General features: G+C 72.7%; 21 protein-coding genes and 2 pseudogenes. 6 read left to right on the top strand and 17 right to left on the bottom strand.

Annotation, left to right across the window (positions count from 1 at the left end):
* Positions 1-9: 9 nt before the first annotated feature.
* Positions 10-972, top strand: coding sequence for a hypothetical protein (locus tag ABD665_RS19115; protein ID WP_204911221.1), 963 nt, complete (start codon positions 10-12; stop codon positions 970-972).
* Positions 973-1,188: 216 nt separating this feature from the next.
* Here the strand turns inward: ABD665_RS19115 and ABD665_RS19110 are convergent, their stop codons facing one another.
* The 3 genes from ABD665_RS19110 to fdxA form a co-directional block, all read right to left on the bottom strand.
* On the bottom strand, positions 1,189-3,018 hold the full coding sequence (locus tag ABD665_RS19110) for a TolB-like translocation protein (protein ID WP_204911220.1): 1,830 nt from the start codon (positions 3,016-3,018) through the stop codon (positions 1,189-1,191).
* 178 nt (positions 3,019-3,196) lie between these two features.
* Complete coding sequence (gene dapC / locus ABD665_RS19105) at positions 3,197-4,324, bottom strand: succinyldiaminopimelate transaminase (RefSeq protein WP_204911219.1); 1,128 nt, start codon at positions 4,322-4,324, stop codon at positions 3,197-3,199.
* Positions 4,325-4,363: 39 nt separating this feature from the next.
* Positions 4,364-4,690, bottom strand: a complete 327-nt coding sequence (fdxA, locus tag ABD665_RS19100) for a ferredoxin (RefSeq protein ID WP_204911218.1) — start codon at positions 4,688-4,690, stop codon at positions 4,364-4,366.
* Positions 4,691-4,843: 153 nt separating this feature from the next.
* Between fdxA and ABD665_RS19095 the strand changes: the two genes are divergently transcribed.
* A complete protein-coding gene (locus tag ABD665_RS19095) occupies positions 4,844-5,821 on the top strand; it encodes a GNAT family N-acetyltransferase (RefSeq protein WP_204911217.1) in 978 nt (325 codons plus the stop codon).
* Positions 5,822-5,867: 46 nt separating this feature from the next.
* Here ABD665_RS19095 and mshB read toward each other — a convergent pair whose 3' ends face one another.
* From mshB to ispF, 9 genes are all read right to left on the bottom strand, one after another.
* Positions 5,868-6,797, bottom strand: a complete 930-nt coding sequence (mshB, locus tag ABD665_RS19090) for an N-acetyl-1-D-myo-inositol-2-amino-2-deoxy-alpha-D-glucopyranoside deacetylase (protein ID WP_344742765.1) — start codon at positions 6,795-6,797, stop codon at positions 5,868-5,870.
* Positions 6,798-7,174: 377 nt separating this feature from the next.
* The gene (locus ABD665_RS19085) at positions 7,175-8,134 is read right to left on the bottom strand and encodes an ABC transporter permease subunit (protein WP_204911216.1); all 960 of its coding nucleotides are present in this window, start codon (positions 8,132-8,134) and stop codon (positions 7,175-7,177) included.
* A gap of 12 nt (positions 8,135-8,146) precedes the next feature.
* Positions 8,147-9,160 carry an ABC transporter permease subunit gene (locus ABD665_RS19080; RefSeq protein ID WP_204911215.1) on the bottom strand — a complete coding sequence of 338 codons (1,014 nt, stop codon included), beginning with the start codon at positions 9,158-9,160 and terminating at the stop codon, positions 8,147-8,149.
* Positions 9,157-10,323 carry a dipeptide ABC transporter ATP-binding protein gene (locus ABD665_RS19075; RefSeq protein WP_204911214.1) on the bottom strand — a complete coding sequence of 389 codons (1,167 nt, stop codon included), beginning with the start codon at positions 10,321-10,323 and terminating at the stop codon, positions 9,157-9,159. Before ABD665_RS19075 ends, ABD665_RS19080 begins: the two co-directional genes overlap by 4 nt.
* Positions 10,320-11,387 carry an oligopeptide/dipeptide ABC transporter ATP-binding protein gene (locus ABD665_RS19070; RefSeq protein WP_204911213.1) on the bottom strand — a complete coding sequence of 356 codons (1,068 nt, stop codon included), beginning with the start codon at positions 11,385-11,387 and terminating at the stop codon, positions 10,320-10,322. The genes ABD665_RS19075 and ABD665_RS19070 overlap by 4 nt, the downstream gene beginning before the upstream one ends.
* 136 nt (positions 11,388-11,523) lie before the next feature.
* Entirely contained in the window at positions 11,524-13,311 is a 1,788-nt protein-coding gene (locus ABD665_RS19065; protein WP_204911212.1) for an ABC transporter substrate-binding protein, read from the bottom strand.
* Between the two features lie 250 nt (positions 13,312-13,561).
* Positions 13,562-16,042: an aminopeptidase N gene (pepN, locus tag ABD665_RS19060; RefSeq protein WP_204911211.1), complete on the bottom strand. Its 2,481-nt coding sequence runs from the start codon at positions 16,040-16,042 to the stop codon at positions 13,562-13,564.
* Positions 16,039-17,727: a malate synthase A gene (aceB, locus tag ABD665_RS19055; protein ID WP_204911210.1), complete on the bottom strand. Its 1,689-nt coding sequence runs from the start codon at positions 17,725-17,727 to the stop codon at positions 16,039-16,041. Before aceB ends, pepN begins: the two co-directional genes overlap by 4 nt.
* A gap of 12 nt (positions 17,728-17,739) precedes the next feature.
* Complete coding sequence (ispF, locus tag ABD665_RS19050) at positions 17,740-18,243, bottom strand: 2-C-methyl-D-erythritol 2,4-cyclodiphosphate synthase (protein WP_204911209.1); 504 nt, start codon at positions 18,241-18,243, stop codon at positions 17,740-17,742.
* Positions 18,244-18,445: 202 nt separating this feature from the next.
* Here ispF and ABD665_RS19045 point away from each other — a divergent pair, with 202 nt between their 5' ends.
* Complete coding sequence (locus tag ABD665_RS19045) at positions 18,446-19,630, top strand: GNAT family N-acetyltransferase (protein ID WP_204911208.1); 1,185 nt, start codon at positions 18,446-18,448, stop codon at positions 19,628-19,630.
* 118 nt (positions 19,631-19,748) lie between these two features.
* Positions 19,749-19,895: a hypothetical protein gene (locus tag ABD665_RS19040; RefSeq protein ID WP_204911207.1), complete on the top strand. Its 147-nt coding sequence runs from the start codon at positions 19,749-19,751 to the stop codon at positions 19,893-19,895.
* Positions 19,896-19,899: 4 nt separating this feature from the next.
* On the opposite strand, the gene ABD665_RS19035 is transcribed toward ABD665_RS19040, so the two are convergent.
* The 3 genes and pseudogenes from ABD665_RS19035 to ychF all read right to left on the bottom strand — a co-directional run bounded on the left by ABD665_RS19035 (position 19,900) and on the right by ychF (position 22,638).
* Complete coding sequence (locus ABD665_RS19035; protein ID WP_344742759.1) at positions 19,900-20,997, bottom strand: FG-GAP repeat protein; 1,098 nt, start codon at positions 20,995-20,997, stop codon at positions 19,900-19,902.
* 3 nt (positions 20,998-21,000) lie between these two features.
* Positions 21,001-21,321, bottom strand: a pseudogene (locus ABD665_RS21695) (FG-GAP and VCBS repeat-containing protein); the annotation flags it as partial.
* A 243-nt stretch (positions 21,322-21,564) separates the two neighbouring features.
* Complete coding sequence (gene ychF, locus ABD665_RS19030) at positions 21,565-22,638, bottom strand: redox-regulated ATPase YchF (protein WP_204911205.1); 1,074 nt, start codon at positions 22,636-22,638, stop codon at positions 21,565-21,567.
* Between the two features lie 25 nt (positions 22,639-22,663).
* On the opposite strand from ychF, the gene ABD665_RS19025 reads away from it, so the two are divergent.
* Positions 22,664-23,122 carry a DUF1348 family protein gene (locus tag ABD665_RS19025; protein ID WP_204911204.1) on the top strand — a complete coding sequence of 153 codons (459 nt, stop codon included), beginning with the start codon at positions 22,664-22,666 and terminating at the stop codon, positions 23,120-23,122.
* Positions 23,123-23,140: 18 nt separating this feature from the next.
* Here the strand turns inward: ABD665_RS19025 and ABD665_RS19020 are convergent, their stop codons facing one another.
* Positions 23,141-23,740, bottom strand: a complete 600-nt coding sequence (locus ABD665_RS19020) for a DoxX family membrane protein (RefSeq protein ID WP_204911203.1) — start codon at positions 23,738-23,740, stop codon at positions 23,141-23,143.
* A gap of 129 nt (positions 23,741-23,869) precedes the next feature.
* Complete coding sequence (locus ABD665_RS19015; RefSeq protein WP_204911202.1) at positions 23,870-25,192, bottom strand: M18 family aminopeptidase; 1,323 nt, start codon at positions 25,190-25,192, stop codon at positions 23,870-23,872.
* A gap of 104 nt (positions 25,193-25,296) precedes the next feature.
* Between ABD665_RS19015 and ABD665_RS19010 the strand changes: the two are divergent.
* A pseudogene (locus ABD665_RS19010) lies at positions 25,297-25,537 on the top strand (hypothetical protein); the annotation flags it as partial.

Raw genomic sequence — 25,537 nt, 5'->3', positions numbered from 1 at the left:
GGGCCGCCCGTGCCCGCTCGCACCCCGCCCCGGAAGCCCGCCGCCCGCAAGACCGCCGCGCGCAAGCCCTCGGGGTCGGCCGCCCGGACGTCGACGCGCCGTCGGGCAGGCGGCCCCGCCCCCGCGTACGCCCGGCGCCGCGCCCTCGCCGTCGGCGCGCTGCTCGTCGTGGTGGCCCTCGTCGTCGTCGCCGCGCTCGGCGTGCGCGCGTTCCTGCGCGACCGGGGCGTGGCGCCGCCCGTGCCCGGCGAGGAGCGCTGCGTCGTCACCGTGAACGACCGGGACGTGGAGCTGGACCTCGACCAGGCGCACTACACCTCGATCGTCGTGGGGCTCTCCGTCCGCCGCGGCCTCGCCCCGAGGGCCGGCTCGATCGCCATGGCCACCGTCTACCAGGAGACCGGCATCCGGAACCTGGACTACGGCGACCGCGACTCCGTCGGGCTCTTCCAGCAGCGGCCGTCGCAGGGCTGGGGCAGCGAGAAGCAGCTGATGGACCCGTACTACGCGACCACGAAGTTCTACAACGCGCTCGTGCGCGTGAACGACTGGGAGACCCGCGACATCACCAAGGTCGCGCAGGCCGTCCAGCGCAGCGCCTACCCGGACGCCTATCGCGACCACGAGCCGGACGCCCGGGTGCTCGCCAGCGCCCTCACCGGACAGACCGCCCGGGCCGTCACCTGCCTCGTCCACGACGACGACGAGGACGGCGACGCCGACGGGCTCGCGGAGTCGCTGGAGGAGACGTTCCGGAGCGACGCGAAGGCCACGGACAAGGTCGTGACCATGACCGCGAAGACCAAGCGGCTGGCCTGGGCCTACGCGCAGTACGCCGTCGCCAACGCGAGCCGCCACGGCGTGCAGACCGTCGAGGTCGACGACCGGGTCTGGACGCGGGACCAGTTCACCCTGCCCACCTGGGTGAAGCAGGGCGACGCCGGCCGGACGGTCCGCATCACCGTCCGCTAGGCGCGTCGCCGCCTCGGTCTGCGTACGTGCGCTCCCGGGTGAGGTGACCACTGGTCCCTTCGGGGCTCTTGCCGCCACTCCCACCACCCCCAGGTGACCACTGGTCACTGGGGACGCCGTCCACCACGAAAGCCGGGTCCGGAGCGACCAGTGGTCAGGACGCCAGGTGGGCTGGGCGGAGGGAGGGCTGGCAAGCGGGGAGGCAGGGCCGAGACGTCAGCCCGTGCGGACCCGGTAGCTGCGGGTGTCGCTCTGCGCGCCGGTCGCGACGTTCTTGACGCTGACGTCGAGGTAGCGCACCGCGGTGAAGTCCCTCGGCGGCGCGAACGTGCAGTCGGCGACCGTCGCCCCGGCGGCCAGCCGCTTCCGCTCGCACGACCAGCCCTTCGGGGCCGAGGCGATCGGCACACCGTCGGCGTCGCGCCACCGGAGGTACAGGTTCACCGGGGTGCCCTGCAGGTCCGACGCACCCAGCTGGACGTGCGACTGCTCGCCCACCGCCGCCTCGACCCGGGCACCGTTCGCCGGCGTCGCCGGGCTCCAGCGCGGCTTGTCGTCGACGTCGGGGACGGGCCGGGGGTCGACGAGCAGCAGGTGGTAGCGGTCGAACCCCAGCGGCCGACCGACCTCCAGCACGTCTCCCGCCGGGGCGAAGCCGAGCGGGTAGCCGCGCAGCGGACCGGACAGGACGTGCCGGCGGAGGTCGGCGACGTACGGGGAACCAGCGCTCGCGCCCCCCGCCGTCACCACGCTCACGACGGCGAAGCGACCCGACGCGGACGAGCTGGACCGGCTGCTCGGGCCGGTCGGCACGGAGTAGCAGCTCCGTGGCGGGGGCGGGCCGAAGAGGCTCACGGTGTTGGTGGCCGGGGACCACTGGCGCAGCGACGAGCAGCCGCCGGGGCCGAGCCCCAGGAAGGAGGACCCGTCCATCGTCCAGTAGCCGCCCGTGCCGCGGTAGGTCGCCGGGGCGGACGCGCCGGTGTCCAGGTTGACGTAGCGGAACGCGTCGCGCACGGGCTCGCCGGTCAGCAGGTACGGGCCCGTGGGCGAGTCGTACGCGACGCCGACGGAGGACCGGACCACCGTGCCCCTCGTGCGGGTCCAGAGGGCGGTGCCCTCCCGGAGGTAGCCCAGCACCCGGTCGGCACCGGTGCCGACGAACAGCGCGTAGTCGACGCGGCCCGCCCGGGTCGGGAAGGGCGTCGTCGAGCCGTCCCCGAAGTCGTGGACCGCGATGACGTTGTCGCCCCCGCCGAGCACGATCTCGCCCACCACGGCGGTGCCGTCGACGGACCAGCCGTCGGCGAAGAACGGGTGCGGGTCGGCGGGCAGCCGGCAGGCGGCCCCCGAGCCGAAGCACGCCCCGGTCCGCAGGTCGAACGGCGTCCGGCCTCCCGTGCCGGCGAAGAAGGCGTGGCCCTTCGGGGCCCACTGGCCGAGCTCGACGTGCACGTCGCCCGCGGAGAGCGGCAGGCTGACGCCCGTGCTGCGGTCCCACACGAACCAGGCGTTCCGGGAGGGGTCGACCGCGGGCGCGGGATGCGTGTCGGACCGGCCGATGAACGCGAGGAAGCGGCCGTCGGCGGAGACCTGGGGCCTGGGGTAGCCCGAGGCCGGGGCGAAGACCTCGGCGTCGGCGGCCTGGACCCGTACCTGCCCGGGGTCCGCGTCCCAGGCGTACGCGATCACCAGTCCCGGCGCCGCGTCCACGAGCCAGACCAGCGTGTCGGTGTCCGCGGCCCAGCGGATCCCCGTCGCGTCGCAGAGGACGTGGGCGTGGGTGAGCCCGACCGGCTTCCGCGCGCGGACGTCGAAGACCCGCAGGTCGCACCGGTCGCCGGCCGGCACGAGGGACGCGTGGTACGCGCCGTCCGGGCTGAAGCCAGGCGCGGCGTACGCCACCACCGTGCCCAGGTCGGCGACGACGCTGCCCAACCCCGGGTCGTCGGCCGCGGGAGCGCCCGTCGCCGCAGGGGCCGGGCCGAGCAGCACCCCCGCTCCGCAGAGCAGCAGGGCCACCGTCCAGCGCCACCATCGCGTCACGGTCGGCCGCCCTCGGAAAGAGTCTGGACGCGCGCGGGGGACGCGGTGCTCTCATCGTGCGCTGAGGTGGCGGGGCCGTCAACGGATCGGCTCGCGCTGTCACTACCGCGGGGGTCAGCGTGCTCACCCGAGGTCTCCTCCGTCCGACCACCGCAGAGGTGGTCAGACGGAGGAAGGCTCAGACGGAACGGGTGAGACGCTCCACGGCGGCGTCGATGCGCTCGTCGGTCGCGGTGAGGGCGAGCCTCACGAACTGCCGCGCCGCGTCCCCGTAGAAGTCGCCGGGGGCGACGAGGATGCCGCGCTCGGCGAGCCAGGCGAGCGTCGTCCGGCTGTCCTCGCCGCGGGTCGCCCAGAGGTAGAGGCCGGCCTCGGAGTGGTGGATCGTGAACCCGGCGGCCTCGAGCGCGGGACGCAGCCGGGCCCGGCGCGCGGCGTAGCGCTCGCGCTGCACCTCGACGTGCGCGGTGTCGGCGAGCACGGCGACCATCACGTCCTGCACGGGCCGCGGGACGAGCATGCCGAGGTGCTTGCGGACCTCGAGCAGCTCGGAGACGAGCGCCGGGTCGCCGGCGAGGAAGCCGGCCCGGTAGCCCGCGAGGTTGGAACGCTTGGACAGCGAGAAGACGGCGAGCAGGCCGTCGTGCCCGTCGCCGGAGACGTCCGGGTGCAGCACCGAGACCGGGTCGGCCTCCCAGCCGAACTCGCCGTAGCACTCGTCCGACGCCACGATCGCGCCATGTTCGCGGGCCCAGGCGACGCGCTCGGCGAGCACCGACGGGGCGAGCACCTCGCCGGTGGGGTTGGAGGGCGAGTTCAGCCAGACCAGCGCCGGGCGGATCCCGCGCGCGTCGAGCCGGGTGAGGTCGTCGCAGGCCACGCCGCGCGCGCCCGCCACCTGCACGCCGGCCGCGTACGTCGGGTAGGCGGCCTCGGGGTAGACGACCGTGTCGTCCGGCCCGAGCCCGAGCAGCGTCGGGAGCCAGGCGACCAGCTCCTTGCTGCCGACCAGCGGCAGCGTCGCCTCGGGGAGGACGGCCGCGCCCCAGCGCCGGTCCACGTACGCGGCGAGCGCCTCGCGGAGCGCGGGGGTGCCGGACGTGAGCGGGTAGCCCGGGCTGTCGGCACCGTCCGCGAGGGCACGCTGCGCGACCTCGGGCGTGGGGTCGACCGGCGTCCCGATGGAGAGGTCGACGACCCCGCCCGGGTAGGCGTTCGCCGTCGTGCGGGCGGTGGCGAGGGTGTCCCAGGGGAAGTCCGGGAGCCCGGCGCCGAGCCCGCGACGGGCGGAGGCCGTGACGCTCATCGCCGGCTCAGGAGAGCCGGCCGACGCGGAGGAGCACGCTCACTCGGCGTGCTCCTGCGGGGGCAGCGCGGCGATCATCGGGTGGTCGGCGTCGATGACGCCCATCTTGGCGGCGCCGCCGGGCGAGCCGATCTCGGAGAAGAAGCCGACGTTGGCGTCGTAGTAGCCCTTCCACTCCTCGGGCGTGTCGTCCTCGTAGAAGATGGCCTCGACCGGGCAGACGGGCTCGCAGGCGCCGCAGTCGACGCACTCGTCGGGGTGGATGTAGAGCATCCGCTTGCCCTCGTAGATGCAGTCGACCGGGCACTCCTCGACGCAGGCGCGGTCCTTGAGGTCGACGCAGGGCTGGGCGATGACGTACGTCACGAAGGGACTCCTCGGTGAGGCGGTGCCCGCGGGCCCGGTGGTCGGGGCCGCGACGGGCAGGGATGCGTGCGTGGCAGGTTGAGCGCTCCTAGTATCGCGCCTGGTCGCCCGCCCGGGCGGGCACGGTCAGCCAGCGGGAGGGTGAGTCACGCCATGCAGGTCCTGAGCGGCGCGCGCGCCGGCGAACGCTGGGTCGTCCGCGTGCGGCAGCCGGACGGTTCGGCGAGCGACGTCGTCGGTTGGGTGGTCGGGCTCGACGACGACGCGGTGACGCTCGAGGGCCTGCTCGACCCGGCGTCGCCGGCCACTCCGGCGGACTCCTGGCACGTCCCCCTCCGCGACGTCGTCGTGGCCCGCCGCGCCCCGGCCGCCCGGGGTGGACCGGACCCGGGTCGTACGCCCGCGGCCGCCGTCGACCGGCTGGGCGTCGAGGCCTGGGCGGTCGACCTCGATCCGCTGGGAGACTGGTTCCTGCGGGCGGGCGGCGGCTTCACCGGCCGCGCCAACTCGTGCCTCGCGGTGGGCGACCCGGGGATGCCCGTGGACGAGGCCGCCGCGGCGGTGGAGGCGTACGCGGCGGAGCACGGGATCGCCCCGCTCGCCCAGGTCGTCACCGGGTCGGACGAGGACGCGGCCCTGCGGACGCTCGGCTGGGCCGAGACGTACGTGGCGACCGACGTGCTCGTGACCCGGCTCGCCGACCTCCTCGGCGAGGTCCCGCCGGACCCGCGGGTGGTCGTCGACGAGGAGCTGACGGCGGGCTGGCGGGCGACGTTCGACGAGTACCGGCCCCACGACGCCGACCCCGCCCTGGTCACCCGGCTGCTCGACGGCCGCCGGCCGCGGGCCTTCGCACGGGTGGAGGTCGACGGGCGCGTCGTCGCGGTCGCACGGGGGCACCTGGCCGACGGCTGGCTCGGGGTCGCCGCCGTGTGGACGCGCCCGGAGCACCGGCGCCAGGGCCTGGGCACCGCGGTCGTGCTCGCGCTGGCTGGCTGGGCGGCCCGGCGTGGCGCCCGCTGGTCCTACCTGCAGGTCGAGACCGCGAACGACGTCGCGCACGCGGCGTACGAGCGGCTCGGCTTCGTGCGCCACCACCGCTACCACTACCTGGCGCCGCCGAGCGCCTGACGGCTGTCGACCGCGGGAGGCGGGGGTTCGGGGTTCGGGGGTCCGGTCAGTCCAGGCCGACGAACAGGTCGTCGGCCCAGCCGGTGCTGCCGGTGCCCTGCGGCCCGGGGAACGGGACCCCGGCCGCGAACCGGTAGAACTCGTGCGACCACATGCTGTCGACCGACATCTTGCCGCCCGCGAAGAAGGTTCCGTCCGGCCGGATCTGCGTCGTGTGCGCGCGCATGGCGTCCAGCTTCTGGCCGACGTACGCGGTCCCGTCGACCACGGCGGCGATGGCCTCGTCGGACGACACCATCGGCAGGTCCTCGCCGGCGTCCTCGAACCCGGCGAACGTCTCGGTGTCCCCCGCCGCCCGGAGCTGCGACACGGCCTCCCGCATCCGGGTGGCGCTCATGGTGCTCCAGACGACCCGGTCGACGGTCCAGGGCTCGCCGAGGTCACGGCGGTAGCTGGGCACGCCCGCGAGCAGGTAGCCGTACGTCGCCACGCGGTGCGCCTGGACGTGGTCGGGGTGGCCGTAGCCCCCGATCTCGTCGTACGCGACCAGCACCTGCGGCCGCCGGTCGCGGATGAGCGCGACGAGGTCGTTGGCGGCGGCGAGCAGGTCGGCGGTCCAGAAGATGCCGTCGCGCAGGACGTCGCGCGCGATCGCCCGGCCCTTGTCGTCGTACGCCATCCCCGAGTCGCGGTAGCGGCCGTCGGCCCCGAGCCGGACGAAGTCGGTCACGCCCAGCAGGCGCATCGCCTCGGTGAGCTCGCTCAGCCGCTGCGGCGCCAGGTCGTCCTCGTGCTCGGCGTCGAGGTGCACGAGCTCGGGCACGAGCACCTCGCCCTCCTCGCCGAGGGTGCAGGTGACGAGCGTGACGCTCGACCCCTCGGCGACGTAGCGGGCCATGGTCACGCCGTTGGCGATCGTCTCGTCGTCGGGGTGGGCGTGGACGAGCATCAGGCGGCGGTCGTGCGCAGGAATCACCCGGACACCCTAGGCGGCGCGGGGCGTGTCCCGGTCACCGCTCCGCGGGCGGTCCCCAGCGGTTCCCCGGCCCACTGACCACGGAAGTCTCGTACCTTGCCTGGCAGATCTGCCGTGGTCAGTACCGGACTTTCACGTTTACGTGAAAGTCCTGGGACAGGCGGGACGACGGCCGCCGATCGCGCGGTCGAGACCACCCTGGAGAGCGTCGAAGCTCAGCCCGTCAGAGCGCCTGCGCCACTGACCACGGAACTCTCGTACCTTGCCCGGCAGATCTGCCGTGGTCAGTACCGGACTTTCACGTTTACGTGAAAGTCCTGGGACGGGCGGGACGACCGCGCAGGTGTACGAGGGCCGGCGGCGCCGCGCGGAACCCGTCAGTTCAGGCGGACGCGGGGGTCGAGGACGGCGTAGAGCATGTCGACCACGATGTTCGCGACCACGACGGCGCCGGCGGCGACGATCACGACGCCGATGATCACCGGGGAGTTCTGGTCGTTGATCGCGCGGACGGCCTCGAAGCCCATGCCGTCGATACCGAAGACCGACTCGGTCACGACCACGCCGCCGACGAGCACGCCGAGGTCGATGCCGAACTGGGTGACGATCGGCGTCAGGGCGCTGCGCAGGCCGTGGCGGTAGACCACGCGCCGCTCGCCGAGGCCCTTGGACCGGGCCGTACGGATGTAGTCCTCGCCCAGGACGTCGAGCAGCGACCCGCGCGTGAGCCGGGTGTAGAGCGCCGCCTGGACCAGGGCCAGGGTCAGCCACGGCAGGATCAGCGACCGGAACCAGGTGAACGGGTCGTCGGCGAGGTTGACGTACCCACCGGGCGGGAAGAACGTGATGCCCGCGATCGTCAGCTTGAAGTAGAAGAAGTACAGCAGGGTCAGACCGAGGACGAAGGTCGGCAGCGAGTAGAAGAACAGCGAGAAGACCGTCAGGGTCCGATCGGCCACGGAGCGCGGCCGGACGGCCGACAGGACGCCGTTCAGCACGCCCAGCAGCAGCCAGATCACCGAGGCGCCGAGGGCGATCGAGACGGTCTTCGGCAGCGCCGTCGCGATGATCTGGGTGACCGGGACGTTGTGGTAGTAGTCGTAGCCGAGGTTGCCGTGCAGCAGGTTCCACAGGTAGCGGCCGTACTGCACGTAGGTCGGCTGGTCGAGCCCGAGCCGCGCCTTGATCAGCGCGATGGTCTCCGGCGTCGCCTGCCGTCCCGCGAGGGTCCGCGCGACGTCCGACGGGTAGACGTAGAACAGCGCGAAGACGAGCGAGACGGTCAGGAACAGGACCAGGATGCCGAGGAGGACCCGGCGGACGAGGAAGCGCAACATGTTCTCTCCTCCCTACTTCTGGAGCATCCGGTCGCCCCGCGGGTCGAAGGCGTCACGGACGCTGTCGCCGAGCAGGTTGAACGCGAGGGTCAGCACCAGCAGCAGCAGGCTGGGGAAGGCCAGGAACCAGGGCGCGAGCTGGTAGAGCCCGCCGGCCTGCGCCTCGGAGATCATGTTCCCCCAGGTGGCGGTCGGGGCCGGCACACCGAGCCCGAGGAACGACAGCGTCGCCTCGGTGACGATGACCGACGGGATGAGCAGGGTGGCGTAGACGATGATCGGCGCCAGCACGTTGGGCAGCACGTCGACGAACATGATCCGCGTGCTGCTGGCGCCCAGGGACCGGGCGGCCTCGATGTACTCGCGCTCGCGGATCGACAGCACCTGGCCGCGCACGATGCGGGCCACCGACGCCCAGCTGAACATCGCGATCACGAAGATCGTCACCGAGAGGCTCGCCCCGACGATCGACACCAGCGAGATGGCGAAGAGCAGGAACGGGAACGACAGGACCACGTCGATGACGCGGGACAGAACCGTGTCGGCGACCTTGCCGTAGTAGCCGGCGATCAGGCCGACGACCACGCCGACGACGATGGTGAAGCCGGTGGCGACCACGCCGACCAGGATCGAGATCCGGGCGCCGTACGCGCAGCGCACGAAGATGTCGCGGCCCAGGTCGTCGGTGCCGAACCAGAACTCGCCGTTGGGCGCCCTCGGCAGGCCGTTCGGATCGAGGCCCGTCTCGTTGAACTGCTGGTTGACGCCGTGGCCGGTGAGCAGCGCCATCAGCGGCGCCAGCAGCGCGAACAGGACGATCAGCACGATGAAGGCGAGCGAGACCATCGCCACGCGGTCGCGCCGCAGCCGTTCCCAGGCCAGCTGCCACGGGCTGCGGCCCTGGATGCGGGTGGGGCCGTCGGCGGTGTCGACGGTCGAGCCGCCGGGGGCTTCGGCACCACGGTCGGCGGTGACGGCCAGCCGGCCCTCGTCCGCCTCGGTGGTGCGGAGGGTCTCCTCGCTCATCGCGCCTCCTCCTCACGGGCGGGGGTCGCGAAACCCGGGGTGTCGGCGAGCCCCGCGAGCACGGACTCGACCTGCACGTCGGAGGCGTCCTCCTGCTCGATGCTGGCCTCGGCCTTGCTGAGGTCCTCGCCGTCGGCGACCGGGAAGTGGCAGGCCGCCACGTGACCCGGCGCGTCGGAGAAGCGGGGCACCAGCGGCGGGTCCTCCGCGACGCAGAGCTCCTGCGCCTTGGGGCACCGCGTGTGGAAGTGGCAGCCCGACGGCGGGTGGATCGGCGAGGGGACGTCGCCGATGAGGACGATCCGCTCGCGCTGGGCGGCGGCGTTCGGGTCCGCGACCGGCACGGCCGAGAGCAGCGCGTTCGTGTACGGGTGTCGCGGGTGGCCGTAGAGGTCGTCCACGTCGGCGAGCTCGGCGACCTTGCCCAGGTACATCACGGCGACCCGGTCGCTGACGTGCTGCACGACCGACAGGTCGTGGGCGATGAAGAGGTAGGTCAGCCCGAGCTCGGCCTGGAGGTCGGCCAGCAGGTTGATGATCTGCGCCTGGATCGACACGTCGAGGGCCGAGACCGGCTCGTCGCAGACGATCAGCTTGGGCTGCAGGGCGAGCGCGCGGGCGACGCCGATGCGCTGGCGCTGGCCGCCCGAGAACTCGTTCGGGAAGCGGTTGTAGTGCTCCGGGTTGAGCCCGACGAGCTCCATCAGCTCCTGCACCCGGCGCTTGCGGGCCTGGCCGTCGAGGGTGCCGTGGATGACGAAGGGGTCGGAGATGATCGAGCCGACGCGGCGCCGGGGGTTCAGGGAGCCGTACGGGTCCTGGAAGATCATCTGGACCTCGCGACGCACGTCGCGGAGCTCGCTGCCCTCGAGGCGGCTGATGTCGCGGCCGTCGAAGTCGATCGTCCCGCCGGTGATCGAGTAGAGCCGGGTGATGCAGCGGGCCAGGGTCGACTTGCCGCAGCCGGTCTCCCCCACCAGGCCGAGGGTCTCGCCCTTGCGCAGCTCGAAGCTGACGCCGTCGACCGCGTGCACGGCGTCGTTGCTGCGGCCGAACAGCTTGTTGGACGCGACCGGGAACTCCTTGACCACGTTCTCGACGCGCAGGAGCACGTCGGACGAGCCGCCGGTCCGGCTCGGGGCGGTGGTGGTGGCGGTGCTCACGAGGCGGCTCCAGCGAGATCTTTGGCGACGTCGGTGCTGATCTCGCTCTGCTGGGCGAGCACGGCCTGGACGCGCTCGCGCTCGGCCTGGCGCTCGGCCTCGTCGGAGGGCAGCCAGCACGCGGAGCGGTGGTCCTCGCGTCCGTGCACGGGGGCCAGCGGCGGGGTCTCGGCGACGCACTTGTCGAAGGCGTACGGGCAGCGGGGGTGGAACGGGCACCCGGTCGGGAGCTGGATGAGGCTCGGCGGGGTGCCGTGGATCGGCAGCAGGCGCTTGGTGCGGTCCGCGCCCGGCTGCGGGATCGAGGCCAGCAGACCCTCGGTGTACGGGTGGTGGTTGTGGTAGAAGAGCTCGCGCCGCTCGGCCTTCTCCATGGCCGTGCCGGCGTACATGACGACCACGTCGTCGGCGATGTCGGCGATCACGCCCATGTCGTGCGTGATCATCACGATCGCCGTGCCGAACTCGGTCTGCAGCCGCTCCATCACGTCGAGCACCTGGGCCTGCACGGTCACGTCGAGCGCCGTGGTGGGCTCGTCGGCGATCAGCAGGATCGGGTTGAGGGCCATCGCCATCGCGATCATCGCGCGCTGGCGCATGCCCCCGGAGAACTGGTGCGGGTACTCGTCGACCCGCGCCTCGGGCTTGGGGATGCCCACCAGCCGGAGGAGGTCGATCGCGCGGTTCTTGGCCTGCGCCTTGGAGACGTCGGCGTGGGCGCGGATCATCTCCACGATCTGCCAGCCGACCTTGTAGTACGGGTGGAGGCTCGACAGCGGGTCCTGGAAGATCATCCCGACCTTGGCCCCGCGGATCGCCCGCAGGTCCTTGTCGTTCATGGTCAGCAGGTCCGCGCCCTCGAACCGGGCCTGGCCGCTGACGCGGGCGCCGGCCGTGAGACCCATGATCGTCTGGGTCGAGACGCTCTTGCCCGAGCCCGACTCGCCCACGATCCCGACGGTCTGTCCCCGGTCCACGGAGAAGGTCAGCCCGCGTACGGCCTTGACCACCCCGTCCGCGGTGTTGAACGAGACGTGGAGGTCCTCCACCTCGAGCAGCGCCATCTAGCTCCCTCTCGTCTCGGTCAGGCCCGGACCCCGAGCCCGGTCGACCATCTTTCGAACCTACTCACCAGGACGCTCCCGCCCGGGGACCCGGGCGGGAGCGTCACGGTCAGTCCTGCAAGCCCTGCTTCAGGCTTTAACCGCCCTGCTTGCCAGACGCCAGCCAGACGTTCGCCGGGTCGAAGTTCTGGAAGGAGGGCATGAACACGGCGTTGTTGACCTGGGTGGCCTTGTAGTTCGCCGTGTTCGGGTTGGTGATCGGGAAGAACGCCGCGTCGGCCATGACGGACTGGTCGGCCTGGCGCCACAGCGCCGCCGCGTCGTCCTGCGTCTTGGCGACGGTCGCCTGCTTGATCAGCTCGTTCGTCTTCGGGTTGTTGTAGAACCCGTAGTTGCTGCCGATCGGCGGGTAGGCCGCCTCACCGCTGTAGAGCGGGCCGAAGAAGGACAGGGCGGCGTTGCCGTACCAGTCCGAGCCCCAGCCGGCGATCGCGATGTCCCAGACGCCGCGCTTGGCGACGCTGCCCTGCTGCAGGTACTTGGTGTAGAAGTCGGCGTTCGGCGCCGGGACGCCCTCGACCTTCATGCCCTGCTCGGTCAGCTGCTGCTGGACCGTCTGGAAGACCTTCGTCGAACCCTGCGACGCGTTGCGGTACAGGATCTTGATCGTCGCACCGTCACCACCGGCCGCGGACAGCATCTGCTTGCCCTTGGCGGCGTCGTACGGGTAGGGGTCGAAGCCCTGCTCGCCACCGACGATGTTCGCCGGGAGGACGTTGGTGAGCGTCGTGTTCAGCGCCGGCCCACCGAGGACCTGGATCAGGTTCGCCCGGTTGATGCTCGTCGACAGCGCCTGGCGGAAGGCCACGTTCGCCATCGCCTTGTTGTTGTTCGGCGAGACCGTGTTGTAGATCAGGAACGGGTTCGACGAGGACTCCTGGCCGATGCTCAGGTTCGGGTCCTTGCGCGCCTGCAGCCCGGGCACCTGGGTGGCCGGCGGGAAGGTGTCGAACGCCATGTCGGCCGACTCGGTCGCCGTCTCCAGCTGCTGCTGGATGCTCTCCTGCGTCCCGGTCTCGTTGACCTTGATCTGGTCGACGTAGGCCTTGCGGATCGGGTCGCTCGCCTCGTTCCAGGCGGGGTTGCGCTTGAAGTCGATCGTCTTCGTCGGCGTGTACTCGTCGATGTAGTACGGGCCGTTGGAGATCAGGTTCTTGACGTCGTTGCCGAACTCCGCGCCGGGGACCGCGTCGAGGAACTCGACGGGGGCCGGGCCGAGGGCCGTCAGCGTCAGCATGTCCTGGAAGTACGAGGCCGGGTGCGTCAGCTTGAAGACGATCGTCTTGTCGTCGGGCGCGGTGACGCCCGGCAGGTCGGTCTTCTGGACGTAGTCCTTGATCGCCGCGGCGGTCGGCTTGACCTTGGCGAACGCGGAGCAGAAGTCCGCGTAGCCGACGATCAGCTCCTGGAAGTCCGGGATGCCGCCGAAGGGCTGGACCGGGTTGCAGGTGCGCTTGACGCCGATGATCTCGTCGCTCGCGACGACCGCGCGGGCCGGCGTGGTGTTCCACTGGGCGCCGTCACGCAGCTTGACGGTGACGGTCAGGCCGTCCTCGCTCGTCTGCACGGGGCCGTCGGCCAGGTCGGGCACCGAGGTCGTGTTCTTCGCCGGGTCGGCCGGGTAGGTGTACAACTGCCGGCTCCACAGGCGGTGGACCATGTACGAGCCCGAGTAGTAGGCCGACTGCGGGTCCATGTAGTCCACGTCGCCGACGCCGAGCATGTTCAGCACGCCGCCCTTGACGGGCGTGCCCGCGTTGGCCGAGGTCCCCGGCGTGCTGGTGCTGCCGCCTCCGCACGCACCGGCCAAGAGCGCCAGCGAGGTCACCGCAGCGCCCGCCAGCAAGCGAGTTCTTGCTCGCATGTACTTCCTCCTCAGGAAAATCTGCGTCGATCGACGCGATCAGCGCGAAGGCACGTCGAGACCCCGCACGCACGACGGGGTCCTTTCTAGGCGAGCGGACCAGCCTGCACAAGCCAGCGACAGAAGCCGCGCCGATAAGCAACATGATTGTGACCTCGCGCGGATGCTTTTCCCGGCTATCCGCTTCGTGAGACGCGACGAGGCTCGAACACGCGCTGACCAGGGGTTTTGCCTGCTCTCCGGACGATCGTCAGGACCACTTCCGCAACGACTCCACCGCTCGTCGGAGCCGGTCGGTGCCGTCCGTCACAGCCCGTCCCACCTGCGCGGCCAGATCGGTGCGGAGCGCGTCGTCGGCCAGGCGCAGCGTCTGCTCGTCCGCCGCGGTCCGCGGGAAGGCCTGCGTCGCGACCTGGCCGAGCGCCCAGCCCTCGCGGAACGCCGCGGTCCGGCCGATCTCGCCGAAGTAGCGCGCGACGTACGGGGCCGTGAGCTCCTCCTGCCCGACCGCCCAGAAGCCCTCCCCCGTCGCGTAGAGCTCGTAGGCCCCGGCCGAGGAGGGCTCGACGAGCAGCCGGAAGGCGGCCTCCTTGGCCGCGGGATCCGGGCGGCGCGCCCGGGCGCGGGCCGCGTGCACCTGGCCGGACGCCGAGGAGTCGTGCGCCAGGGCGTCCTCGAGCAGGTCGGTGCCGGTCTGCAGGGCGGACCAGCGCTCGACGACCGACCACACCAGCTCGGGGTCCGGCTCGACGCCCTCGGGCAGGTCCCGTCCGGAGTACCAGGCGCGCAGCCGCTCCGGGTCGGCCTCCGACCGCACCGCCTGCCGGAAGGCGACGAGCTGCCGGTCGGACCCGAGGGGCGCGCTCCGCAGGAGCCGCCAGGCCACCGCACGGACGCGTTCCGCCCGCCCGGCACGCTCGGCGACGGGAGCGTAGACGCCGGCCAGCTGGTCGAGCGCGAAGCCGAGCACCGAGGCGCAGACGATCTCCGAGCCCGACGTCGGGAGGGCCGCCTCGACGACCCGCAGCGCGAAGGCCGGGTCCAGCGTCGCGTCGCGCACGGCGTCGCGGACCGCGTTCCACACGACCACGGAGGCCGTCTCGTCCTGCAGTCCCGGCAGGGCGGCGAGAACGCGCTCCCAGCCGTCGGTGCCGAAGCGGACCTTCGCCCAGGCGAGGTCCGTCGCGTCCGGCGTGACCAGCACGGCCGGCGCCGCGACCGGGACCACCGCCGAGGGCTCGGTGCCGACGTCGACCGCGTCCAGGACGGTGAGCCCGCCGGTCTCGTCGACCAGCCCGACCTGGACGGTGTGCGGGCGCGCCTCTCCCCCGGCCGGCGCCATCGCCACGAGGCGGACGCCGGCGTCGGTGTGCTCGACGTCGAGGGTGTCCATGCCGGTGGTGCTGAGCCAGGCGCCCGCCCAGACGGGCAGGTCTTGAGCCCCGGCGCCGGTCCAGGCGTCGAGCAGGTCGCCGAACGTGGCGTTGCCGTACGCGTGCCGGTTCATGTAGTCGCGCAGTCCGGCCAGGAAGACGTCGTCGCCGACGTGCGCGGCGAGCTGGCGGAGCACCGCGGCGCCCTTGGCGTACGAGATCCCGTCGAAGTTCTGCAGCGCGGCCGCGGCGTCCGGCGCGGCGTTGCCGGCCACCGGGTGGGTGGAGGGCGACTGGTCGGCGACCGAGCCCCAGTCCTTGCGCAGGATGCCGAACTCGGGCCACAGCGCGTACGAGGTCGCCTCGGTGCAGCAGCGGTGCGCGAGGTACTCCGCGAACGACTCGTTGAGCCAGAGGTCGTCCCACCAGCGCATGGTCACGAGGTCGCCGAACCACTGGTGGGCCATCTCGTGGGCGATGGTCCCGGCGCGGGTGGCGCGCTCCGTGCGGGTCACCCGGCCGCGCGGCACGTAGCCGTCGCGGAAGGTCACGCAGCCGGGGTTCTCCATCGCGCCGGCGTTGAAGTCGGGGACGAAGGCCTGGTGGTACTCCCCGAACGGGTACCGGATGCCGAACAGCCGGTGGTAGTAGTCGAACGACGCCGCGGTCACCGCCAGCATGTCCGGCGCCTGCGCCTCGAGCTCGGCCCGCAGGGACGCGCGGATGTGGAGGCCGAGCGGGATGCCGTCGTGCTCGCCCCACACCGACGCGTACGGGCCGGCGACGAGCGTGGTGAAGTACGTCGAGAGCGGGTGCGCGGGTTCGATGCGCCAGCGGCCCTCGCCCTCCGCGACGGCCGGGCCGTTGCCCAGCACCGTCCACGCGGGCGGCGCGGTGACCGTGAACGCGTAGCGCGCCTTGAGGTCGGGCTGGTCGAAGCAGGCGAACCAGCGCGGGGCGGCGTCCAGGAACGACATCGCGTAGAGGTAGGTCTGGCCGTCCGCCGGGTCGACGTGGCGGTGCAGCCCCTCGCCGTCGCTGGAGTAGGCCATCCGGCCCTCGACCTCAAGCACGTTGTCCGCCTGCAGCCCGGTGAGCGGGATACGCGCCCGCTGCCAGGTCGCGAGGTCGAGCGGGCGACCGTTCAGCGTGGCCGAGAGCAGCTCCTCGCCGGCGAAGTCCACGAAGGTCGTGTCGACGTCGCTCGCGAAGCGGATGACCGTGCGCGACCCGAAGGTCGGCAGGGCGTCCCCGAGCAGGTCGAGCTCGACCTCGACGTGTTCGACCCGCAGCGCAGCCGCGCGGACCTCCGCCTCGACCCGGGTGAGGCTCGCCCGGCCGTCGGCACCGGCGCTCACGCGGGCACCGTCCCGCTCGTGCCCTGCTGGACCAGGCCCTGCTGGACGAGGCCCTGCTGGACCAGGAAGTGCTCGTAGGCGTAGCCGGTGAAGAACTCGGGCCAGTCGCCCACGAGGCAGGTCTGCTCGAACACCTCCCGGGCTGCGGCCAGGCGTGCCCCGCCGGGCTCGTCGGCGGCCGCGGCGAGCGTGGTCACCACCTCGTCAAGGACCGAGCGGACGAGGTCCTCGGTCACCCGGGTGCCGTCGGCCGTGCGCACCCCGTGGCGCAGCCAGTGCCAGACCTGCATGCGGGAGATCTCGACGGTCGCCGCGTCCTCCATGAGGTTGTCGATCGCCACGGCGCCGGCACCGCCGACCCACGCCGAGAGGTACTCCAGGCTGATGCGGACGTTGGTCCGCAGGCCGTCCACGGTCACCTCGCCGCCGGTCGTGGCGACGTCGACCAGCTCCTCGCGCGTCACCGCGACGTCCGGGCGCTGCCGCTCGAGCTGGTTGGGCCGGTCGCCGAGGACCGCGACGAAGGCGTCCAGGCAGGTCTGCACCAGCGCCGGGTGCGCGACCCACGAACCGTCGAACCCGAGCCCGGCCTCCCGGGACTTGTCGGCCGTCGTCTTCTCCAGCGCGGCCGCGGTGGCGGCCGGGTTGCTGCGGCTGGGCACGAAGGCCGCCATGCCGCCGATCGCGTGAGCGCCGCGGGCGTGGCAGGTCTTCACCAGGAGGTTCGCGTACGCGGCCATGAACGGACTCGTCATCGTGACCTGCGAGCGGTCCGGCAGCACGTGGCCGGCGTCCTCCGCGAAGTTCTTGATCATCGAGAAGATGTAGTCCCACCGGCCGGCGTTGAGGCCGGACGAGTGGTCGCGGAGCTCGTAGAGGATCTCCTCCATCTCGAAGGCGGCCGGGGTCGTCTCGATCAGGCAGGTGGCCCGGACGGTGCCGTACGGGACGCCGAGCCGCTCCTGCGCGAAGGTGAACACGTCGTTCCAGAGGCGCGCCTCGAGGTGGCTCTCGAGCTTGGGGAGGTAGAAGTACGGGCCCGCGCCGGAGTCGATCAAGGCCTGCGCGTTGTGGAAGAAGTAGAGCCCGAAGTCGACGAGCGAGCCCGGCACGGGAGTCCCGTCGAGCACCAGATGATCTTCGTCCAGGTGCCAGCCGCGGGGCCGGACCATGATCGTCGGGGTCTCGGTGCCCACCGCGTAGCGCTTGCCCCGCTCGTCGGTGAAGTCGACCTGCCCGCGGATGGCGTCGAAGAGGTTCAGCTGGCCGTCGACGACGTTGAACCAGGTCGGCGACGTCGCGTCCTCGAAGTCGGCCATCCAGGCCCGGGCGCCTGAGTTCAGGGCGTTCACGACCATCTTGCGGGTGGTCGGGCCGGTCATCTCCGCGCGGCGGTCCTCGAGGCCGGGAGCGGGCGGCGCCACCCGCCAGGAGGGGTCGTCGCGGACGGCGGCGGTGTCCTCGCGGAAGCCGAGGTGATCGCCCGGCCGGCCGGCGGCGTACCGGTCCGCACGGGCCTGGAGCAGCTCGTCGCGCCGGCCCCGAAAACGTTCCGCGAGGGCGGCGACGAAGCCCAGCGCCTCTGGTGTGAGGATCTCGTCGAAGCGCGGCAGCTGCTCCCCGCGGACCTGCAGGGCAGGCCCGCTGTCGGTCCCGGTGTCGGTCCTGGGGTCGGCGCTCGTCATGCCCGCAGTCTGTCAACCGCCGTCCGGGCGCCCGACGAGGGGACGCAGCAGGAGGCTGACGGACGCGCTGGCCGCCTCGCCACGACCCTCGGGCCCGAGCCCGTCCGCGGACCGCGCCTTGACCGACACGCGGTCGAGCGGCACGCCGAGCGCGTCGGCGAGGTTGGCCCGCATCGCGTCGACGTGGGGCCGGAGCCGGACCGTCCCGAGGACGACGAAGCTGTCGAGCGAGCCGACCTCGAACCCGCGGTCGCGGACGCGGGCGGCGAAGGCGACCACGAAGTCGAGGCTGCGGGCCTCGTCCGCCTCCGGGTCGTCCTCGGGGTAGTGCACGCCGAGGTCGCCGTCGGCCATCGCCCCGGCGAGCGCGTCGACGACCGCGTGGCTCAGCACGTCGCCGTCGGAGTGGGTGTCGAAGCCCGCGGGGGCCGGAACCTCGACCCCGCCGAGCACGAGCCGGTGACCGGCCACGAGCCGATGGATGTCCCACCCGATGCCGGTCCGCAGCTCGTCCACGCGGCGAGGCTAGTGGTGTGGTGCCGACGTTCCTCGGCGCTCGGCAGCGTCCAGGTGCGTGCATCGCCAGGACGACGAGGGAGGGATGCCGGGCGAACCTCGACCCGGGTCGGACGCCGCGAGGTGCGGTGGCTGGGCGTCGCGAAGCGCCGAGAGACTTCGGCACCGCGCCACCGAGCAGCGGGCTTGGCAGGATGACGGGGTGACCATCGACGTGCGCCGGCTCGGACCCGAGGACGCCCTCGCGTCGAAGCGGCTGGAGCAGGAGGCGTTCGGCTGGCCGGCGACCGACCTGGCGCCGGACGACCTCGAGAAGCCGGGCTCGCACTGGTGGGGCGCCGTCGACGGCGACCGCCTCGTCGCGCAGGCGGTGGACCACGCGTACGAGGGCTGGTTCGGTGGGCGGGTGCTGCCGGTCGCGGGCATCGGCGACGTGACGGTCGCCGCCGAGGAGCGCGGCCGGAGCGTGCTCGGGCCGGTGCTGGTCGCCCTGCTCGAGGGGGCCCGTGAGCGCGGAGCCGTCGTCTCCACGCTCTTCCCGACCGCGCCGCGGATCTACCGGCGGTTCGGTTACGAGGTCATCGCCGCCACCCGCCGCGTGGACGTGCCCGGTGCCGCCCTCGCCTCGGTCGCCCCCGCCCCCGACGTCCGGCTGCGACGCGCCGGCGCCGACGACGCCGAGGGGATCCGCCGGGTCTACGACGCCTGGGCCTCCGGCCTCGACGGCCCGCTGACCCGCCGCGGCGTGCGGTTCCCCGGGAGCGACGCGGAGCTGGTCGGCAGCGTCACCGGCACGACCCTCGCGGAGGACGCCGACGGCACGCTGCTCGGCTACGCGTCCTGGGTCCGCGGGCCCGGCCAGGTTCCGCCGGAGCTGCTCGTCCTCGACCTGGTCGCGCTCCGGGCGGACGCGTACGCCGCCCTGCTGCGCACCCTCGGCAGCTTTTCCAGCGTGGCCCCGACCGTCCGGCTGCGGACCTCCGGCGACGACCTCGTCCGGCTCCTCCTGCCCACGACCGCCTGGACGCCGGTCCAGGAGGACCTCTACATGCTCAAGGTGCTCGACGTGGAGGCCGCGTTCACGGGCGCCCGCTGCGCCCCGGGCCTCACGCTGCGGTCCGGGTTCACGCTCGCCGGCGACGTCCTGCCCGACCTCGACGGTGCGTACGCCGTCGTCGCCCAGGGCGGGACGGTCCGGTGCGAGCGCGGTGCAGCCGTCGACGACCGCACCCTGACCTCGCGCGGCCTCGCTCTCCTCGTCACCGGCGCGACCCCCTGCCGCGACCTGCGCGCCCTGGGCCTGCTGACGGGTGGAGACCCGGCCCAGGACGCGGACTGGGACGCCCTCGTCGCCGGCCGGGTCCGCGGGGTCCTCGACCACTTCTAGGTGCGCGAGTGGCGCCACCCGGTACGCGATCGCGGCGTGGCGCGCGCCGAGTGGCGCCACTGGTGCAACTGGACGCCGGTCGCCCCGGGTAGGAGTGGGTGACGGAAGGAGGCCGACGATGGCCGACAAGAAGGGCAAGGGCAGCGACACCGCCAAGAAGGCGAACGCGAAGGCCGCCAAGGAGGGCAAGAAGAACCCGCGCAAGTCCTCCGCCGCTCAGGCCGAGCTGGGCAAGAAGGGCGGGAAGACCAAGAAGAAGAAGTGACCCGTCAGCGGTGACCGAGGCTTCCGCCGAACCCAGCCTCCTCCGGGTGCTCGTAGCCCAGGGACCTCAGGTCGAACGTCCGTGACCCTGCAGCCGTGAAGCCGTCGCCGGCCCCTCGGAGCGTCGTGATCGCCCCGGAGCCGTTCTCGCCCGGCGCGCCGACCGTCAGGTCGAGGCGGCCGTCCTGGTCGTGGTCGAGCAGCGTCACGCTGCTGCCGAAGTAGTCCTGGGACTCACCAGCGTTCGGGACGCCGGGGCTGTCCTGGCTGTACGCCTCGTTCCCCGTCGATCGAGGGCCGTCAGCTCCTCCCCTAGCCACGAGCACGCGCCCTCGTCCGTCGTTCGCGCCTGGTGCTCCCATCACGAGATCGGCGTAGCCGTCCCGGTCGACGTCGCCCGCGTCGACGCTGGCCCCCAGGCGTGCCGCCCAATCTCCCGTCCCCGGCAGACCGACGTCGAAACCGTTCATCGACCGGGCCTCGGCGACGGTGAACCGCTTGCTCCCCTTCAGCCGCAGAACGGTCACGTGGCCCTCGTCGTCGTCGAAGCCGACCGGCTTCGCGAGCACGATCTCTGGCCGCTCGCTGCCCCAGACGTTGGCGACCAGCACCGAGCTCGGGCCGGCCCAGCCGACCCCGTACGCGAGGCGGGCGCAACCCCTGGGTCCTGACCTTCCGTTGAGGCAGTAGCTGAGGGACCCTGGCATCGAGTCATCCCCGCTGTCCGCGAAGCCGTCGGAAGCCACCACGAGATCGACGTCTCCGTCCAGATCAAGGTCACCGGCGGCGATCCTCTCGCCGAACCGCATGTCCCCGTCCGACGCGTCTCGGTCGCCGCGGAGGACCAGATGCGCTGCGCGAGACAGCCCCTTTCGACCGCCGCCGAAGACGGAGACGGTCCCGCTCGGCTGGAAGAACTCGTCGCGCACGGCGGGGGCTGCTCCCGGAGACCCGACCGCGAGATCGGCGAAGCCGTCCCGGTCGAAGTCGGCGGCGACGAGCGACGTCCCGAAGTTCGCTTCGTACACGTCTCTGGTACTGATCCGCAGGCGACGGGCGTGCTTCGTGCCGAGGCCGTGCGCCGAGCCGTAGACCACCGTCACCGCGCCCACGTGCAGCGCTTTCGCCGACGTCTCCCCGGGGGCACCGATCGCCAGGTCCGCGTACCCGTCCCGGTTGAAGTCGCCGCTGGCGATCGAGCGTCCGAACTCGTCACCGGCCTCTGACGCCCCGGGGACCCCGCGGCTCGACTGCGTGATGACCTTCTCGTCCTGCGACATTCCGGTCGCGGAGGCCGGCAGGACGACCACGCCGCCAGCCGGCTGCCCGTTGACCTGCAGCCCCGGTGCACCCACGACGAGGTCGGGGTGTCCGTTGCCGTCGAAGTCGTAGGGCTTGGCACGCCGCGCTGCCTCGGCCGGAGGCACGGCGACCAGACCCAGCAGGACGACGAGAAGGGCACCCCAGACGTACGACCTCACGTTGTCCCCCCTCGCGTGCGGCGGTCCTCGGCCGCCGGCCCAGCCTCGACCGCTCGAGCGTGACGGGGACAGGGCCGAAGGTCCCGTGCGCTGGCTCTCGGGGCCGAGTCGCTCGTCGAGTGCGCACTTGTTGCGCGACACGCCGGCGTGTCGGGTGCGGGAGCGCGCACTCGGCGAGCGCGCCCGGGGTCAGTTGTTGAAGCGGAACTCCACCACGTCGCCGTCGGCCATGACGTAGTCCTTGCCCTCCAGGCGCACCTGGCCCTTGGCCCGGGCTGCGTTCACCGAACCCGCCGCGACGAGGTCGTCGTACGAGACGATCTCGGCCTTGATGAAGCCCTTCTGGAAGTCGGTGTGGATCACGCCGGCGGCCTCGGGCGCCGTGGCGCCCTTGGGGATCGTCCAGGCGCGGGACTCCTTGGGGCCGGCGGTCAGGTAGGTCTGCAGGCCGAGGGTGTCGAAGGCGACGCGGGCGAGGTGGTCGAGGCCGGGCTCGTCCATGCCCATCTCGGCGAGGAGCTCACGCGCCTCGTCGGGCTCCATCTCGACCAGCTCGGACTCGATCTTGGCGTCGAGGAAGATCGCCTCCGCAGGAGCGACGATGGCGCGGAGCCGGTCCAGCAGCGCGGTGTCGGCGAGCTCGTCGGAGTCGCAGTTGAAGACGTAGAGGAACGGCTTGGCCGTGAGCAGGAACAGCTCGCGCAAGGGCGCGAGGTCGAGACCGGCGGCGAAGACCGTACGACCGGAGTCCAGGACCACCTGCGCCTCCTTCGCCGCGGCGATGACGGCCAGCTTGTCCTTGTTGGTGCGGGCCTCCTTCTCCAGCCGCGGCAGCGCCCGCTCGATGGTCTGGAGGTCGGCGAGGATCAGCTCGGTGTCGATGGTCGAGATGTCGTCGTCCGGCTCCACCTTGCCCTCGACGTGGGTGACGTCCGGGTCCACGAACACCCGCGTGACCTGGCAGATCGCGTCCGCCTCGCGGATGTGGGACAGGAACGCGTTGCCCATCCCCTCGCCCTGGCTCGCGCCACGGACGATGCCCGCGATGTCGACGAAGCTGACCGTGGCCGGGACCGTGCGCTCGGAGGAGAAGAGCTCGCCGAGCACCCCCAGCCGAGGGTCCGGGACCCCGACGACGCCGACGTTGGGCTCGATCGTGGCGAACGGGTAGTTCGCCGCGAGGACGTCGTTGCGCGTCAGTGCGTTGAAGAGGGTGGACTTGCCGGCGTTGGGCAGTCCGACGATGCCGATGGTGAGAGCCACGTCGGTCGAGTTTAGGGTCCGGAGCATGGCTGACCGACCACCGCTGCCGCCGTTCACCGCCGAGACCGCCGCGGCGAAGGTGCAGGCGGCCGAGGACGCGTGGAACAGTCGGGACCCCGAGCGGGTCTCGCTGGCGTACACGGAGGACTCCGTCTGGCGCAACCGCGACCGGTTCGTCTCCGGCCGTGCGGAGATCGTCGCGTTCCTCACCGCGAAGTGGGAGCGCGAGCAGGACTACGCGCTGCGCAAGTCGCTCTGGGCCTTCACCGACGACCGGATCGCCGTCCGGTTCGCGTACGAGTGCCGCGACGCGCAGGGCCGGTGGTGGCGCAGCTACGGCAACGAGAACTGGGAGTTCGACGCCCACGGGCTGATGCGCCGCCGTGAGGCGAGCATCAACGACGTGGAGATCACCGAGGCGGACCGACGCATCTTCGGCCCGCGGCCCGAGAACGAGCGAGGGGTCGAGCTACCCGTGAGGTAGCTCGACCTCAGCCCTGCGTCAGAGGACGCCGGCCTCGCGGGCCTCGCGAACCCGACGACGGCGCTTGGCGCCGAAGAGGGCCCGGTCGAGCGAGATGGCCCCCGCGCCCGAGATGGCCAGGACCAGGGCGACGACGCCGGTCAGCCCGGCGAGCTCGTAGCCGCCCTGGGCGACGAAGAACCCGTTGGCCAGGTGGACGAAGACGATCGCCACGGCCATGGCGGCCGCGTAGCAGAGGCCCACGACCACCGTGAGGAGGCCGAACGCCATGGCCACGCCGCCGGCGAGCTCCAGGACGATGATCAGGATCCCGGCGACCTGCGGGTAGGGCACGCCCATCTGGGCGAAGCCGCCCTGCGTGCCGGCGAAGCCGCCCTGCAGCACGAGCTTCTGGTAGCCGTGGGCGAGCATGATCGCGGCGAGGCCCAGGCGCAGGAGCAGCAGGCCGAGGTCGGCGCGGGCGTGGCCGCGCGGCTTGACCGGCTTGACGTCGGGGTCGGTGTCGCCGGTCCGGGTCGCGGGGGCGTACGTGCTGGACGTGCCGTTCGAGCCGGACGTCCCCGACGTGCTGGTCGAGTACCCGTCAGGCCGGGTCGGCGGGGTGTAGGAGCTGGACACCGTCGGTCCTCCGAGTGGTCGTCTGCCCTGGTCAGGGCCGTGGACGTCCACCGTAGAGGTGACGGGCCGCCCGGCCAGGGACGCTCGCCGGGCCCTCGGGCTCCTTCTCGGACGCCGGACCGGCAGGCCCTAGCCGGACCAGAAGGTGGTGAGCGCGCGGGAGAGGTCGTACGGGTCCTGCGCGCCGGTGAGCTCGCGGGCGGAGTGCATGGAGAGCGTCGGGACGCCGACGTCCACGACGGCGATGCCCAGCCGCGTCGCCGTGAGCGGCCCGATGGTCGAGCCGCAGGGCACGGCGTTGTTGGACACGAAGGGCTGCACCCGCACGCCCGCACGACGGCAGACGTCGCGCCAGCGGGCCATGCCGACGGCCTCGCTGGCGTAGCGCTGGTTGGCGTTGATCTTGAGCAGCGGGCCGCCGTTGAGGAGCGGGCGGTTCACGGGGTCGTGACGCTCGGGGTAGTTGGGGTGCACGGCGTGCCCGGCGTCGGCGGAGACGCAGAACGATCGGGACCAGGCGCGGTGCTGCTCGTCGGTCCCGGCGCCGAGCGCGGCACCCGTGCGCGTGAGCACGTCGGCGAGCAGGGGCCCCGACGCGCCGGTGCGGCTCTCGCTGCCCAGCTCCTCGTGGTCGAAGGCGGCGAGCACCGCGATCTCGTCGCTCTCCCCCGCCGCCAGCAGGGCGGTGAGGCTGGCGTGCACGGAGACGAGGTTGTCGAGCCGCCCGGAGGCGAAGAACTCGTCCTCGGGCCCGAATACGGCGGGCGCGGCGGTGTCGAAGGCGAGCAGGTCGTACGCGTCGACGTCGGCACCGGTCGCGCCCACGAGGCCGGCGACGTGGTCCAGGACGCCGGGCCCGGGCACCCCGACGCCGTAAACCGGCGCGGTGTGGTGCTGCCGGTCCAGCTTGAGCCCGGTCTCGCCGATGGCGCGGTCGAGGTGGATGGCCAGCTGCGGGATGCGGGCCACGGCCCCGGTGCGGACGAGCTCGGTGCGTCCGCCCCGCAGGACCAGCCGCCCGGCGAGCCCGAGCTCGCGGTCGAGCCAGGAGTTCAGCAGCGGGCCGCCGTAGACCTCCCAGCCGAGCTGGTGCCACCCGTACGCGGCCAGGTCGGGCGAGGGCTTGAGCCGGAAGGTGGGCGAGTCCGTGTGCGAGCCGACGACGCGGAACGGCGTCAGCGGGCCGGCACGGTCCGGCACGCGCCAGGCGACGAGCGCACCGTCGCGGACCAGGAAGTGGCCCCCGGGCGAGGCGTCCCACGGCTCCGACTCGTCCTGGCGGAAGAAGCCCGCGTCCGCGAGGCGACGGGCACCCTCCGCGGCGGCGTGGAAGGAGGTCGGCGAGGCCTGGACGAACGCGGCCAGGTCGTCGAGGTGCGCGGCGGCGGGTCCGCCACGGCGCTCGGCGGGGCGCTCGTAGGGGTCGACGGCCGGGGTGGTGGGCGCGGGCACGCGACCACCGTAGACGGGGGCCGGCGACGTGACGCCGGTCGCGGTCGGGCGCCCGACGGTGTGGCGTGGGCGTTGTGTCAGTGGGCCCGTGCATCCTCGTGGCCATGGACGGGATCACGCTGTTGCTGCTGGCCGTGGCGCTGCTGGTGGGCGTCGCCGCCGGGGTGCTGGTCGGGCGTCGCCTGGCCGGTGCCGAGCGCGACACCACCGACGCCCGCGGCGAGGCGGCCCTCGCGGCCGCCCGTGCCGAGGTGGCCGAGGCGCAGGCCGGCGCGGCGCACGCGCGGACCGAGGCGGCCACGGCGCGCACGGAGGCCGCCAACGCCCGGGCCGAGCTGGGCCAGG

Origin of the sequence: Microlunatus spumicola, from assembly GCF_039536445.1 — a bacterium.
In the GTDB taxonomy this organism is placed as follows: Bacteria; Actinomycetota; Actinomycetes; order Propionibacteriales; family Propionibacteriaceae; genus Microlunatus; species Microlunatus spumicola.
Note: the sequence above shows the minus strand (reverse complement) of the source record. Positions and strands in the feature narration are given on the sequence as shown.